This is a genomic window from Belliella calami, from assembly GCF_022549695.1.
GTDB classification, from domain to species: Bacteria; Bacteroidota; Bacteroidia; order Cytophagales; family Cyclobacteriaceae; genus Belliella; species Belliella calami.
This window is the reverse complement of record NZ_JAKZGS010000018.1, coordinates 1-14,591: the sequence shown is the minus strand read 5'-3', so window position 1 is coordinate 14,591 and position 14,591 is coordinate 1. Positions and strand designations below refer to the sequence as shown.

The window sequence follows — 14,591 nt, the reverse complement described above, 5'->3', positions numbered from 1 at the left end:
AAATGAAACAAAAGACTAGTCAAATTCACCACCAAAACCAACCCTATTGATGAAACCCCTCCTCAAGTACAGAAATTTATTTCTAGCCTTTTTCTTTCTATTGTTTATAGCATTCAATGGATACGCTCAAGGTCAGCCTTTCCAGAATGAAATCAATTCTATTTTAGACAAATACCCAGAAAATTCATACCAAAAAGGAGGAATTGTCTTTACAGGAAGTTCAAGCATTCGGCTTTGGGAAAATTTGGAAGAGGATATTCCAAACAATAAAATTATAAACACTGGATTTGGTGGGTCACAGACACATGAACTACTGTTTTATATCGAAGAGACGATCCTTCGCTATTCTCCTTCCAAGGTTTTCATTTATGTAGGAGAAAATGATATCCAAGAGGGAAAAGCTGTTAAGCAAATTTTGCAAGAGTATAAAGCGCTTTACAAGAAAATCATTTCGCATAACCCTAATACTGAATTATTCTTCATCAGTGCCAAACCAAGTCCTAGCAGATGGGAAAAGCAGAAACAATTCGAACAATTGAATGAAAAAACATTAGCCTTATGCCAGCAGTTAGGGAACATGACTTTTATCAATATCTGGGATGAAATGCTAGACGAAAATGGGAGACCAAAAGAAGGTCTATTTGTTCAGGACAAATTACACATGAATAAAAAAGGTTATGCCATCTGGGCAAACAAAATAACCCCACACCTATGAAAAAAAACATTGTAAATCTCGGAATTCAAATCGTCCCAAAAAGCAAATCCATTGACAGCTATGAACTCGTAGATAAAGCAATTGAAGTGATCAAAAATTCGGGTATTCCCTATGTAGTCACTCCATTCGAAACAGTAATGGAAGGTGAGCAAGACGAATTAATGAAGATCGCCAGAAATGCTCAAGAAGCAGTTTTCAAAGCTGGAGCTGAAGAAGTTTTGGTTTATTACCGAATTCAAATAAGAAATAACGAAGATGTTTTCATCTCAGATAAAATTGAAAAGTACAAGTAAATTTAAATTTTCAACCTAATTTTTAAATCAAATATAGTTATGAAAAAAATATTTATAATCATCTTAGTATTTACGGTTTGCAGCCATTCTTTTGCACAAATCAAATCCGTAGAATATAATGTCATTTCAAATCAAGTAAACTCAGGTGTGCCTCTACCTGCTGAAGAACCATTTTACATCAGGGGAACATTGCCACAGAATATAGAGTTTGTGAAAGTAAAAATAAACAGGCCTGGCAAAAATGAAAACCAAACTGAGGAGTATAGCTGGAAAACAGCCTTTGATTTTCAAATCAACCAATATGAACTCTATATAGGAAATCCACTTAAAAGCAACACAGAGTACAACCTAGAGTTTTATTTTTACGAAAGAGCAGAAGAAGCACAGATGGAGGAAGTAAAAAGCTCACTCAACAAAAACTTGGCCTCTTATATAAATGCAAATTTAGAAGTAGCTTCCAGCGGGATCAAATCTTACAACAATGATCAAGTATTGATCTCCCAAATGAACCAAATAGTAGAAAATGGTTTGATCGATTACAGACATTTTTTAGGGAGAGATTTTCCAGGTTTCAGTGACTTAGTCAGACAAAAACTGGCTCAAAAAAACAAATTAAAACTTAGAAGAGCTAGATTCAATATCCTAGGCAATAAAGATGGAGAGAATGAAAAAGCGGTCTATGCAGATAAATATATCAGCGAATTGACAGCAACTGTACAAAATGAGCTCGATCAATTTCTGGCAAGAAGCCTCATGTCTTTGGTTGACATAAGAGAGGTAAATGCATATCCTACAGAGAAGAAACCAAATACTTTACCGTTGAACTTTGGATATGGTGCTTTTGCAGTCAAAAGAACTTTGGGGTCTACAGAATATTTCAACGGTCCATATCTAGGACTTTCCCTTCCCCTTGGCAACAGAACTTTTAGGAAATTTTTGGGAAATGCTTCATTTTCCACAGGTGTCTTTGTCCAAAATTTTGAGTCGGAAAATGGCAGTAAAATTTCGGGGCCTATTGTCAATCTACCTATTTATGCAGGATTGGGCTATAAAATGTTCAATTTCATGAGGTTCAATGCCGGCGCTGTAATGATCAACTTGGAGGATGCAACCACTGGCAACAAAACTGATTATATCCAGCCTTATGTGGGTTTAAGCCTTGAATTCAACCTATGGGTTGGGCTAAACAACAGGAGGTAATCTGATGAAAAAGCTAATATTCACAATATTCGCATGTACCATCTCTCTATCAAGCCTGATTGGGCAACAAAAAGAATTTGATTGGAGATTGGGAGTTAGTGGAGGTTACTCAAACTATTATGGAGATCTTACCCCATTTCGGATAAGAGGCCTTTCCAACACAGATGCCCTCCATCATTTGTTCTATTTTAATGAAAATTATTTTGATCAATATTCATTCAAGATCTCATTAGAAAAAAGCTTAAGTCCAACTGTTGGTCTACAATTTAGCTATGGTCAATACCAATATTCGATGAGTGATAGATATATCCAAAGAAACGGGGAAATCCTAAGTACTTCTCGAAACTTTGACCGTGCCCTAAATTTCCAAAACAACACTAGAGATATGGGCATCTCATTGGTCTTCAAAACTGATAATGACAGATTCCTATCATCCAAATCCCTTTTAGCACCTTATTTCACTTTGGGATTTGGTTTCTTGGATTTTGATATCAGTGGTGATTTACTTGATGATGAAGGAAATCAATACAATTACCTTGATCCAAATACCCTGAATAATGGCATTTATGAAACCGAACTTAGCCCTCTTAGAACCGAATTGGAAGATGGATATGACTTAGGTACGTTTTATGCAAACTTTGGTCTTGGTATTAGATTGAGACTGGGGAATAGATTTGAGATATTCGCCCAAAGTGACTTTATCCATTCATTTTCAGATTATTTGGATGATGTCAGCGGAACATACAGAGACAGTTACGACAATAGTTTCCAAGCATATGCTGCCAAACCCGGACCAAATGTAGTAGATCCAATAGAGCCCAACAGAGGCAAAAACAATGGGCTGAACGACTGGGTAATCTATCATGGTGTAGGTATAAAGTTCAATTTCGGAGCTAGTAAAACGTCCTTTAGCGCACCCAGACTCAGTACAACATATCCTTCTTACACAGACAATCAGCCAATAGGCCCAAAAGCAATAGAAGTAGCTAAAAAGGACTCCATTAATGAATCTCTAAAAGCAAGGACCGAAGCTGAACCTATTGAGAAATATGGAAACACTTATAATTATTACACCAACATCCAGATGGTTGATCAAGGGTGGAGAGATAGCATAGAGTACAAAACAAAAATATTGACATGGGATCAACAGATTGCAAGTAGAAAAGAGCAAATTCTGAAAAACAGGCTGGAAGAAAAAACACTTCTGGAAATCCAACAAAACCTGATTCAAAATTTGGACTATCTAGCCAATGACACAATCCTAAATGCGTCGGAGAAAGATTCTTTGAAAAACGCTACTGAAAAACGGGTTTTTGATTTACGATATAGCCTAGATAGCATTCAAAAGAGTAAAATGCAACATGAATTTGAAATTGACAGTATTGCAAATCTTAAAAACAATTATCAAATCCAATCTCAGGTCAGGTCTTACTTACCGTACAATTATTTGTTACCAATGAATCAAAGTGATTCTATCTTGTTCGGTAATGAATCAGTTAGGGTAATAGAAGACAGCACGCTGACGGTTCAAAGTAGATTTAGCGATGAAGTAATTGGTGAAAAATCAAAAAACATCGCTTCAGCAAAAGATTCTGTTTCATTAGTAGAAGATCAATCCAGGCCACTGCTTTCTCAAAGAGCAAATCAATTCGACCAATCAGACACATTAGGTCAGTTGCAGTCTAGAGTAGAAGAGGATATCCAAAAAAAAAATTCAGCGCAAGCAGAGCGAATTACAAAGTTAGAAGCTGAATCAAGAAGGTTGAAAGCCGAAAGAGATAGCCTCAATGCATTACCGAGAGAAGTAATATATATGGGAAGTCGAAGATCCTCATCGGACAATCCCTCCCCAGTACAATATACTGAACCTCAAAGAATCACTACAAACAACCAAACTGTAATAAGGGATAGAGTGGTACAACAACCTGAAAGAAACAGAAGGGAAAGAGGTGGGTTTTGGAGAACTATAGGAGCATTCTTTGGAGGTGCGGCAGTCGGTAAGGCCGTATCCTCCAATGATCAGAATCCTACAAATGCTAACGAGGAAGCTGTAAAAGAAGAGACGCAAATCGATTTGGAACAAATCAATAGGGTCAATAGAGTTGCTACAACTTGGAGCTTTATAGCATTAGGATTGGATCAAGGCGAGCTAAATAGATTGGCCAAAAATGCCGCTGAAAAAAAATCAGAAATGGCCAAATATAAGGCAACTGAAGATAGCATTGTTCAAAAAATCCCCGATCAAATTATCGTTAGAGATACTGTATTTATAGAAAATGATCCAGAGATAAAGCTATTGCGATCTAAAGAGATCATCTATTTCCAAGTCAATCAAAGAGAACCCGATCAAAGTGAAATCCAAAAACTTGGTAAAATGGTAGAGTTTGTAAATAGCAATGAAGGGTATAAAATCTTGCTGACTGGATATGCAGACAATACAGGCAATGTGACCTATAATCTGAAATTGGCTGATGAAAGAATGAAAGCAGTTGCAGGTATTTTGGAAGAAAAATTCGGGATAAGCGCTTCAAAAATTTCTTTTGAGTCTGGAGGTCAAGTAATTCGTGGCTCCCAGAAATCATCCAATGATTTGGATAGAAAAGTAGAGGCACGCATTGAGACTGAAAACTGATATTTAAAGATCATAAAAAAAAGTCATTTCAATGACTCTAAGCACACTTTTCAAATCTGATTTTATACAAAAGACCACCTGCTTTATTACCGCTTAGCCAAATAAAACTGGGGTGAGAGATTTGAATTTATATTGTCTATGCCGCTGCCAAAAGTTGTTGGCAAGTATAAGTATCTGTAACATGTGAAGTCTTTTTTTACATAAAGTGTAACATTACAGACACGCATCTTTAGATAAGCCAAAAAGAGTAAGTAAAGGTTAATCCTTCACTTACTTTTTTTTTGTCTTAAAACAACGAAAAAGACAATTTATCTGTCAATAGTTCCAGAGCCTTCACAGATTTGACGGAATTGCCTTTTTCATTCAGCTCGGGACTCCAAACTGCTATACTGAATTTATGAGGCATGACAGCTGCTACTCCTCCACCAACTCCACTTTTACCTGGCAGCCCAACCCTAAAAGCAAATTCACCTGATTCATCATAAAACCCACAAGTCAACATCAATGCATTGATTCTTCTTGCATGGCTTTCAGAAACTATCTCCCTATTTGCAAAGATCGAATACCCATCATTTGCCAAAAAAGAAAAGGACTTTGCCAAATCAACACAAGACATTTCCATGGCACAATGTGAAAAATAAACATCCAAGACTTCAGCAATATCATTGTCAAAGTTTTTGTATGCTTTAAGAAAGTATGCCATTGCAGTATTTCTTTCGCTGTGGTTTTTTTCTGAATTTTTGACTTGATGGTCAATTTTTACACAGTTTTGGCCTGAGATTTCATTGATAAAATCTGATATTTGCTTGACCGGTTCTTTAAATTTGCTGCATAAGGCATCAGTAATCACCAAAGCTCCTGCATTGATAAACGGATTTCTAGGAATTCCCTTTTCAAACTCAAGCTGGGCTATAGAATTGAAAGGATTACCGCTAGGCTCGACATTTACCCTTGACCATAGTTTTGACTTGAAAACATGAAAAACCATAGTCAATGTATGTACCTTGCTGATACTCTGGATCGAAAAAGGTACTTGATAATCCCCTACTCCATAAACATTCCCTTCCAAGTCAACTAGAGCTATTCCAAATTGATCAGGATTGACATTTTCAAGTTCGGGGATATAAGTTGCAACTTTGCCTCTTGGGTTTTCATCCAAGACCTCGTTATATACTTCTTCTATTACTTTCTGATAGTCCATCCCTAAAGTTGTCCTTTATTTTATATAGAAAAAAGGATTACGTTGAGTTTGTGTAATGAAAAATAAGATCCTTCAAAAAGTCATTAGGGTATAAACAATTAAAAATTTTATCTTTGGAACAATCATAATTCTAAGCTTAAAGGACAATTCTAATGAATAACACATCACTGACAAAGCAATTGTTTTTTGCCAGCATGATCTCATTACTTTTTCTAAATTGTAGCCCGCAGTTGGGTTTTCAGTTTCAGGGTAATTATAAAGCAGCTGATGAAACAATTGAGCAAGAAGAGAGCTTCGTCCAATTCGTTTCTCCTTACAAAGAAACTATGGAAGAGAAAATGGGAACTGTAATTGGTGTCTCGGAAAAAGCTTTGACAAAAGAAGGCAGGGAAAATTTGCTAGGGAATTTTGTTACCGACATACAAAAAGAATATGTTGAAAAAAAATTCGGACTTGCGGTTGATATCTCTATCATCAACAATGGTGGAATGAGAAACGAACTACCTTTGGGAAAAATTACATTGGGGAATATTTATGAACTTTCTCCTTTTGACAATTACCTAGTTGTCTTAGAATTACAATCCAATGACGTCATAAAACTAGCTGAATTCATGACAGAAAGAAAAAACATGTCAGTGAGCGGTATGAGAATATATGGAGAAGACAATCAGCTTAAAGAATTTTCTGTCAATGGAAAATCCGTAGAGCAAGGGAAAACCTATCTTTTAGCTATTAATGATTATTTGGCGAATGGTGGTGACAACATGGACTTTTTGATGGGATTACACATCAAAGAGAACTCAAACATACTACTGAGAGACATGCTGATCGAAATGATTCAGGAAAAAACAAGCGAAGGAAAAAACCTTAACGCTGAAATAGAAGGCAGACAAATTTACAGATAAGATGCAAAGAAGATCGTTTCTTAAAAATAGTATATTGACGGGCTTAGGCTTAAGTATTGGTGATTCTGTAATGGCTTTATCCAGCCTAAAGGCTAGTTCAAAAAGCATCACAATCATTCACACCAATGACATCCATTCTAGAATAGAGCCTTTCCCAAATGATGGAGGAAGAAATGCAAATCAGGGCGGAATGACAAAACTAGCATCACTAGTCAATAAAGTAAGGTCTGATTCTGACAATGTTCTCTTGCTGGATTCTGGAGATTTCTTTCAAGGAACCCCGTATTTCAATCTATATCGGGGGGAATTGGAGCTCAAACTTATGAGTCAAATGGGTTATGATGCGAGTACTTTGGGAAATCATGAATTTGATAATGGCTTGGAGGGAATCCTACAGCAATTAGAACACGCCAAGTTTGAAATATTATCTTCTAATTACGACTTTTCAGATACAATACTGAAAGAGGCCTTCCGCCCTTTCAAGATTTTCAAAAAAAGTGGAATAAAAATTGGTGTTTTTGCGTTGGGTATCTCTTTGGAAGGATTAGTGGGTTCCAAAAATTATGGCAAAACGAAATATTTGGATCCGGTGGAAGTTGCCAAAGAAATGATAGAAGAGCTGAAGCGGAATAGATGTGATTTAATCATCTGTTTATCACATTTGGGATATTCTTATCGATCTGAAAAAATTGACGACCTCAAGTTAGCCAGCCAAGTTTCTGGAATTGATTTGATATTGGGAGGACATACGCATACTTTCTTAGACGAACCGACATTGGTAAAAAATGCTGAAGGCCACACAACAATTGTAAATCAAGTGGGCACGGGAGCTCTTAGATTAGGAAAATTAGATTTTGAATTTTCAAACAGTGACAAAATAACCTTTGCAAGTTCCAGAAATCTAACAATTTATTAGAAAATCAAGCTGAAATTGATTTTTTATTTAAATTAATTTTCCCCAAATTTGATGCCCTTCAAATAAGACAAGGAGTTTATTCAATCTTTTCAAAATACAGTATTTCAATAAAATAAATGAGTTCAGAGGCTAATGCAGTATGGAAGGAATGCTTACGTGTGATCGAACAACACGTCAGTGAACAAAGTTTCTCTACTTGGTTCAAACCCATCAATCCTGTAAGATTAGAAGGAAGTAGCCTTACAATTCAGGTTCCAAGTCAATTTTTCTACGAATGGCTAGAGGACAATTATGTGGAAGTTCTCAAACTAGCCATTAAAACTACTTTGGGTCAAAATGGACGGCTTGAATATGCTGTAGTGGTGGACAGGGGCAATTCCCAAAACCAACCATATATGGTCAGCTATCCCCAAGGAAACGCCGCTGCCAACAATCCAAAAAAACCAAAGCCATTAGAAGAAAGCAAAAGTCCATTTGAAATGCAGTCATTGAATAGTGACATGCTTCTTCAATCTAACCTTAACCCCAATTATTCCTTCAACTCTTACATAGAGGGAGATTGCAATAGATTAGCTAGGTCTGCTGGTTTTGCGGTAGCTACCAAGCCGGGAATTACTTCTTTCAATCCATTGATGGTATATGGAGGAGTAGGACTTGGCAAAACCCATTTGGTACAAGCAATAGGAAACGAAATCAAAAATGGTCCTGAAGAGAAATTCGTCCTTTATGTATCATCTGAAAAATTCGTAAACCAATTTATGGATTCCATCAAAGATGGAAATATCAAAAGTTTTACAAATTTCTACATGCAAGTGGATGTCTTGATCATCGATGACATTCAATTTTTGGCAGGAAAAGATAGAACCCAGGAGATGTTTTTCCACATCTTCAATCACCTGCATCAAAACAAAAAGCAAATCATCATGACATCCGATTGTCCTCCCAGGGATTTGAAAGGGTTGGAAGAAAGATTGCTATCAAGGTTCAAGTGGGGTCTTACGGCTGACTTGCAAATGCCTGATTTTGAAACAAGGGTAGCGATCATCAAAAGAAAGATGCAGTCTGAGGGGATTTACATCCCTGATGACGTGATTGAATACCTAGCTTACACGGTAGACACCAATGTAAGAGAGCTGGAAGGGGTAATGATCTCTTTAATCGCCCATGCTTCGCTAAACAGAGTAGAGATTGATCTTACTCTTGCAAAGCAGATCATGAAAAATATTGTCAAGGATATAGAAACCGAAGTTGGGATAGATTTTATCCAAAAAACAGTTTCCGATTATTTCGACATAAAACTTGATGATCTAAAAGCGAAAACGAGGAAAAAAGAAATTGTTACGGCAAGGCAAGTAGCCATGTATTTCTCTAAAGAATTCACAAATCATTCCTTGAAATCAATTGGTTATCATTTTGGAGGCAGAGACCATAGTACGGTGATTCATGCGGTACAGACCGTAAATGATTTGATGGAAACAGATACTGCTTTCAGAAATTCTGTCAATGAATTGAAAAAGAAATTCAAAATGCGTTCTTACTAAAACGCTACTTATCATCCATTTTGATTTGATGGATGAAAATCTCAACCAACTCTCTAGCTTTTTTGATCGCTGATACATTTCCTGACTTGATGTCAGTCAAGGAATCATTGATTCTTTTTTCTATTGTAGGGTTTTGGTAAAAAGTGGATTCAAGAAGATATCTGACATGGTCATTCATCCAATTTAATCTTTGATCAGCTCTGTTTTTTTCGAAATACCCATTGTTGATCATCTTTTCCTTGTAAGATAGAATCATCTCCCAGATGGATTGCAACCCTTCACCATTCAATCCTGAGCCAATCATTACTTTTGGAAGCCATGTGTTTTCTTTTATTGGGAACAAATGCAAAGCATTGGCATATTCTCTTTTGGCTCTTTTGGCTGCTTCTATATTTTCACCATCAGCTTTATTGATTATCAAAGCATCACACATCTCAATGATCCCTTTCTTGATCCCCTGCAATTCATCACCAGCACCAGCAAGCATGAGTAAAAGAAAGAAATCAACCATACCCTTGACAGCAATCTCTGACTGACCAACACCCACTGTCTCTATAAAAATAACATCAAACCCTGCCGCTTCACACAGCAACATTGCTTCCCTAGTCCTTGCACTGACCCCTCCTAAAGCTGTACCAGAAGGGCTAGGTCGGATATAGGCTCTCTTGTCCATAGATAGTATCTCCATCCTCGTTTTGTCACCAAGGATACTTCCCCTACCTGACTGACTACTTGGATCGACAGCCAAAACGGCCAGCCTCAAACCTTCCTCAATCACCAATTGCCCAAAACGCTCAATAAACGTACTTTTCCCAACTCCTGGCACTCCTGTAATCCCTATCCGGATAGATTTTCCAGTAAATGGCAAAATCGCTGACATCACATTCTCAGCAATCAGTTGGTCTGAAGGTAAAGCACTCTCCACCAAAGTGATCGCCTGACTCAAAACCACACGATCTCCTGCCAATACACCTTCTATATACTCTTGTTCGGAAAGTCTTCTTCTTTTTTTCAAAACCCAATATTTTTCTTGATGAATTTGATTGCTACCTAAATGGGAATTTTACAAATTTTTCATCTCCCATGCTTGATTTTTCATATTTACCTATACAGTGTTTGTAATACTTCTCGTCAAAATATGGCTCTTCAGGAAAAGTGGTCTTAGGACTATTTTCTTTTGAATCAAAAAAGAAAACTTTTGTATTTCCATATTTGGTATGAGGCATAAATGCTCCATACTCTTCCAAAATATTCCAAAGCGTATCGGCTGCATATACTGAATAAACTCGAATGACAGGGCCTGTATTGTTTTCATTTCTGTAAAACGCCATTTCTTCAAATTCCAATTCGAGATCATTTACTCCGGGTTGTGTAAAGGATTCTTTGCCTATCCAAATAACTAGAAACACAACAATCAAAATAATAACATAAAACAAATATCTAGTTGGCATGTTCTTAAGGATGTTTAGATTTAAAGCCTTAATTTAGCAGAAAAAAAGTATAATGGCCTTCGAATACATCAAAGCTCTTCATATCATTTTCATAGTTACTTGGTTTGCAGGGTTATTCTATATCGTCAGACTGTTTATTTATCAAGCTGAAGCTTGGCAAAAACCTGAAAACGAAAGAAAAATACTCGTACCACAACTCAATCTAATGGCCAATCGCTTGTGGTATATTATCACTTGGCCTTCTGCCATTCTCACACTTGTTTTTGGATTCTGGGTTTTATCATACCGCTGGGGATACTTGCAACAAGGGTTTATGCATGCCAAATTAGGCTTTGTATTCCTACTCTATTTATATCACTTCTATTGTCAAAAGATCTATACTGATCTGCAAAATGGCACTTCCAAGTTGACTTCAACACAATTAAGGATATGGAACGAAGTAGCTACTGTTTTGCTCTTTGCTATAGTCTTTCTCATTGTATTAAAAAGTCTGATCAGTGTAGTCTGGGGCATCGTTGGGATATTGGCACTAGGAGTGACCATGATGTTGGGAATAAAATTTTATAAAAGAATTAGAAATAAAAATCAAGGTTAAAAATAGTAATAAAATGTTGAAAAAAATTAGAAGCATCTTTTTGCTGACATCGATTCTATATATTTCATTTGGCTGCAACTCAAAAGAAACAGATTCAAACGAACCACTTCCTATTTTGGGAAATTGGCACGTAAATGAATTCGAAATGGAAGGGAAAACAGTAATAGACACAGTTCGCCATAAAATCGCAGATTTCTCATTTACAAATCAAGAAGGAAAAAAGATTTCCAATTACACCACCAATGGGAAAGTTTATGTGGCAGATTTCTTTTTCACTACTTGCCCTACGATTTGTCCTATCATGAAAACCCAAATGCTAAGGGTTTATGAAAAATTCAAAGACAATCCAGATTTCATGATCTTGAGCCACACTTTGGATCCAGAACATGACACCGAAGAATTATTAAAAGAATTTGCTGCAAGAATTGGCGTTGAAAGTGACGATACATGGCATTTTCTGACAGGAGATCAAGAAAAGATATTTGAAATTGGACAAACAAGCTATCTAACAACTGCCATGGAAGATAAGAATGAACCTGGAGGAATCCTTCATTCTGGTGCATTTGTATTGGTGGATCAAAATGGAAACATCAGAGGGGTATATGATGGCACAAAAGAAAATCAAGTCGACAGAATGATAAAAGACATCCCAAAAATATTACCTAATAACTGAAAGTGAAATTCAACATATTCCTGACATTAATAATCTCCCTTTTATTCTTTGGCTGTGCTCCAGAAAAAGACAAAATCGATAGAGAGTTATCTGACATCAAAGATCCAAAAGTGCTTCAATACGCAATTGAAGGTAAAATCTTATATGAAAACTACTGTGCCAACTGTCATCAAAATGATGGAACAGGTTTGGGTAAGCTAATCCCTCCACTCAAAGGCTCTGACTATATGGAAAATGAACCAGGTAAAACAGTCAGAATCATAAAACATGGCTTAAAGGGAGAAATAACAGTAAATGGCCAGGTTTATAATCAACCAATGCCTGCCAATCCAAACCTCACAAATATGGAAATAGCACAAATAGTTACTTACATTTATAACATTTGGGGCAACGAAAAAGGGGTGATAGATGGTAAAAAAGTAGCAGAATATTTAGAAACCAAAAAAGAGTGATCAAAATTATTGATCACTCTTTTTCAACTCTTCGTTTGCTTTTTTCATAGAAACATTGATATCATTATTTACTTTTTTCACCAACTCTTTTTGGTTCAAAAGATAAGCATGAATAGCTTCTTCTGACATATCTTCATAAGAATTCTTAAACTGCCTCATCCATACAAACATTCCATCAAAAGCCTCGTCCAATTCCACTGCCAATACTCTCAATTCTTTCACTTTTTCAGAATTAACCTCTGGGCTATCTGATTCGAGCGAATTTGCTTTCGCATCAATTTTTTTCCTCAATGCTTTGAGCTCTCCCATATGAGGCATAACTTCATCATGGATAGCTATCACTTCTTCTCTCAACAATTCATTTTCATCAACTTTTTCAGATTGACAAGAAAATGTTAAAATCAAAAATGAAACCACTGATACAATCACAATGTTAAATCTCATCATCCTTTGTTATAATCTTATACAACAAAGGAATACCAAATTCACTTAAAAAAGAAATTATTTCACAATTACCTTACAGTTTCTGTGATATTTCCAATTAATAATGTGAATTATTACCAAAGATACAGAAGCTATCAAAGAGACGAAAATCATCCAGCTATAGATCTCATGCATCAGAACACCTACTGAAAAAATCGAAACTGCAATCCAAAGTGCTATTTTTATACCTTTAGATTGTGTACTTTTAACGGCGTTTATGACTGCCCAAACAGCCAAAATAACGAACACAAAATCCATCCAATGCCAATGAACATGTGCATGATCATGGTCATGGTCATGATGATCATCTGTATTGAAAATAAAACCCATGGAAATCAAAACCGGAAAAGCCAAGCAGTGAATCAAACACAATACAGAAGCCGAAATCCCCATGATGTCGGCAGATTGAGCCGATATTCTTTTTATAATTTGCAACATAATTGCAAATATACAGATTAAACTAAATAACAGCCATAAAACAAAAATAAATTTTATGAAACCATTTTGCTTTGCCAAAAACGAAATAATCGATTCTAAAACTGCGCAAATTCACCCGATGGATATTGGGTTGATCAGGGGCTATGGGATCTTTGACTTTTTCAGGACTTCAAATTACATCCCTATGTTTTTATCTGATTATCTAGATAGATTCATACGGTCTGCCGAAAAAACACACCTTAAACTAAAATTTACCAAAAGTGAATTAAAAGACATCATACTTGAGTTAGTGCAAAAAAATGACCTTCGAGATGGAGGCATAAGGATGCTGCTAACGGGTGGAGTTTCAGAGAATCACTTCTCCCCTGCTGAGGGTGAGCTGTTCATATTCTGTGAAGAATTACTTTTTCCAGGCAAAGAAAAATATGAAAATGGGGTGAAATTACTCAGTGCAGAACATGTACGGATGATCGCCGACATCAAAACCACCAACTATGCCTATCCAGTATGGTTAAGTCCTTCATGGAAGGATGCTGGTGCTGAGGATGTCATTTATCATTTTAATGGAGTGGTTTCTGAAAGTTCGAGAAGTAATATTTTCATGGTGAAAAATGGAGAAATCAGCACACCAAATAATCATATTTTGCATGGCATCACAAGAAAGAGGGTTCTAGAATTAGCTCCTGAATGCAAAATAAGGTCAATTAGTTTTGAGGAATTGCTTGATGCAGATGAATTATTCATCACGAGCACCACAAAGAAAATCCTACCTATTACCACAATTGATGACCAAAAGATCGGTGATGGAAAAGTAGGGGAAATAACCAAAAAATTGATAGCTGATTTTGTGGAGATGGAGAAAAATCATACTTATTAAAATAGCCATCATTCAAGTTTCAAGATTGTTTATAAATGAATTGTACTTCCATGTTAAACTCTAGAATCTGGTGCTATTGAAACAACTCAAATAAAAAGATAAAAGGTCAGCGAATAATTTCGCTGACCTTTTATCTTTTAAATCCATTCAGATGAACTTGATTCTAATCCAATAGCTCCGCATCAACAAGGATGTACATTAATTTTTCTGGATCTTTGT

16 protein-coding genes are annotated in these 14,591 nt (G+C 36.2%); 11 read left to right on the top strand and 5 right to left on the bottom strand.

What is annotated here, in order from left to right; all coding sequences use genetic code 11:
• Positions 1-49: 49 nt before the first annotated feature.
• The 4 genes from MM236_RS16620 to MM236_RS16605 are packed head-to-tail and all read left to right on the top strand — an operon-like array spanning position 50 to position 4,840.
• The gene (locus MM236_RS16620; RefSeq protein ID WP_241276119.1) at positions 50-715 is read left to right on the top strand and encodes a GDSL-type esterase/lipase family protein; all 666 of its coding nucleotides are present in this window, start codon (positions 50-52) and stop codon (positions 713-715) included.
• A complete protein-coding gene (locus MM236_RS16615; protein ID WP_241276118.1) occupies positions 712-1,008 on the top strand; it encodes a thiamine-binding protein in 297 nt (98 codons plus the stop codon). Before MM236_RS16620 ends, MM236_RS16615 begins: the two co-directional genes overlap by 4 nt.
• A gap of 39 nt (positions 1,009-1,047) precedes the next feature.
• Positions 1,048-2,208, top strand: coding sequence for a hypothetical protein (locus MM236_RS16610; protein ID WP_241276117.1), 1,161 nt, complete (start codon positions 1,048-1,050; stop codon positions 2,206-2,208).
• Positions 2,209-2,212: 4 nt separating this feature from the next.
• Entirely contained in the window at positions 2,213-4,840 is a 2,628-nt protein-coding gene (locus MM236_RS16605; protein WP_241276116.1) for an OmpA family protein, read from the top strand.
• Positions 4,841-5,126: 286 nt separating this feature from the next.
• On the opposite strand, the gene MM236_RS16600 is transcribed toward MM236_RS16605, so the two are convergent.
• On the bottom strand, positions 5,127-6,041 hold the full coding sequence (locus MM236_RS16600) for a glutaminase (RefSeq protein WP_241276115.1): 915 nt from the start codon (positions 6,039-6,041) through the stop codon (positions 5,127-5,129).
• 152 nt (positions 6,042-6,193) lie between these two features.
• On the opposite strand from MM236_RS16600, the gene MM236_RS16595 reads away from it, so the two are divergent.
• From MM236_RS16595 to dnaA, 3 genes are all read left to right on the top strand, one after another.
• Complete coding sequence (locus tag MM236_RS16595) at positions 6,194-6,946, top strand: 5'-nucleotidase C-terminal domain-containing protein (protein WP_241276114.1); 753 nt, start codon at positions 6,194-6,196, stop codon at positions 6,944-6,946.
• A gap of 1 nt (position 6,947) precedes the next feature.
• The gene (locus MM236_RS16590) at positions 6,948-7,862 is read left to right on the top strand and encodes a bifunctional metallophosphatase/5'-nucleotidase (protein ID WP_241276113.1); all 915 of its coding nucleotides are present in this window, start codon (positions 6,948-6,950) and stop codon (positions 7,860-7,862) included.
• 116 nt (positions 7,863-7,978) lie between these two features.
• Positions 7,979-9,403 carry a chromosomal replication initiator protein DnaA gene (dnaA, locus tag MM236_RS16585; RefSeq protein ID WP_241276112.1) on the top strand — a complete coding sequence of 475 codons (1,425 nt, stop codon included), beginning with the start codon at positions 7,979-7,981 and terminating at the stop codon, positions 9,401-9,403.
• A 4-nt stretch (positions 9,404-9,407) separates the two neighbouring features.
• On the opposite strand, the gene meaB is transcribed toward dnaA, so the two are convergent.
• A complete protein-coding gene (meaB, locus tag MM236_RS16580; protein ID WP_241276111.1) occupies positions 9,408-10,418 on the bottom strand; it encodes a methylmalonyl Co-A mutase-associated GTPase MeaB in 1,011 nt (336 codons plus the stop codon).
• Positions 10,419-10,449: 31 nt separating this feature from the next.
• Entirely contained in the window at positions 10,450-10,854 is a 405-nt protein-coding gene (locus MM236_RS16575; protein ID WP_241276110.1) for a hypothetical protein, read from the bottom strand.
• A gap of 52 nt (positions 10,855-10,906) precedes the next feature.
• On the opposite strand from MM236_RS16575, the gene MM236_RS16570 reads away from it, so the two are divergent.
• The 3 genes from MM236_RS16570 to MM236_RS16560 are packed head-to-tail and all read left to right on the top strand — an operon-like array spanning position 10,907 to position 12,574.
• Positions 10,907-11,449, top strand: a complete 543-nt coding sequence (locus tag MM236_RS16570; RefSeq protein ID WP_241276109.1) for a CopD family protein — start codon at positions 10,907-10,909, stop codon at positions 11,447-11,449.
• Between the two features lie 13 nt (positions 11,450-11,462).
• Positions 11,463-12,122, top strand: coding sequence for an SCO family protein (locus tag MM236_RS16565; RefSeq protein ID WP_241276108.1), 660 nt, complete (start codon positions 11,463-11,465; stop codon positions 12,120-12,122).
• A 2-nt stretch (positions 12,123-12,124) separates the two neighbouring features.
• On the top strand, positions 12,125-12,574 hold the full coding sequence (locus tag MM236_RS16560) for a c-type cytochrome (RefSeq protein ID WP_241276107.1): 450 nt from the start codon (positions 12,125-12,127) through the stop codon (positions 12,572-12,574).
• Positions 12,575-12,580: 6 nt separating this feature from the next.
• Here the strand turns inward: MM236_RS16560 and MM236_RS16555 are convergent, their stop codons facing one another.
• Both MM236_RS16555 and MM236_RS16550 read right to left on the bottom strand, forming a co-directional pair.
• On the bottom strand, positions 12,581-13,021 hold the full coding sequence (locus MM236_RS16555; RefSeq protein WP_241276106.1) for a hypothetical protein: 441 nt from the start codon (positions 13,019-13,021) through the stop codon (positions 12,581-12,583).
• Between the two features lie 54 nt (positions 13,022-13,075).
• Entirely contained in the window at positions 13,076-13,495 is a 420-nt protein-coding gene (locus MM236_RS16550; RefSeq protein WP_241276105.1) for a MerC domain-containing protein, read from the bottom strand.
• Positions 13,496-13,550: 55 nt separating this feature from the next.
• Between MM236_RS16550 and MM236_RS16545 the strand changes: the two genes are divergently transcribed.
• The gene (locus MM236_RS16545) at positions 13,551-14,372 is read left to right on the top strand and encodes an aminotransferase class IV (RefSeq protein WP_241276104.1); all 822 of its coding nucleotides are present in this window, start codon (positions 13,551-13,553) and stop codon (positions 14,370-14,372) included.
• Positions 14,373-14,591 lie beyond the last annotated feature (219 nt).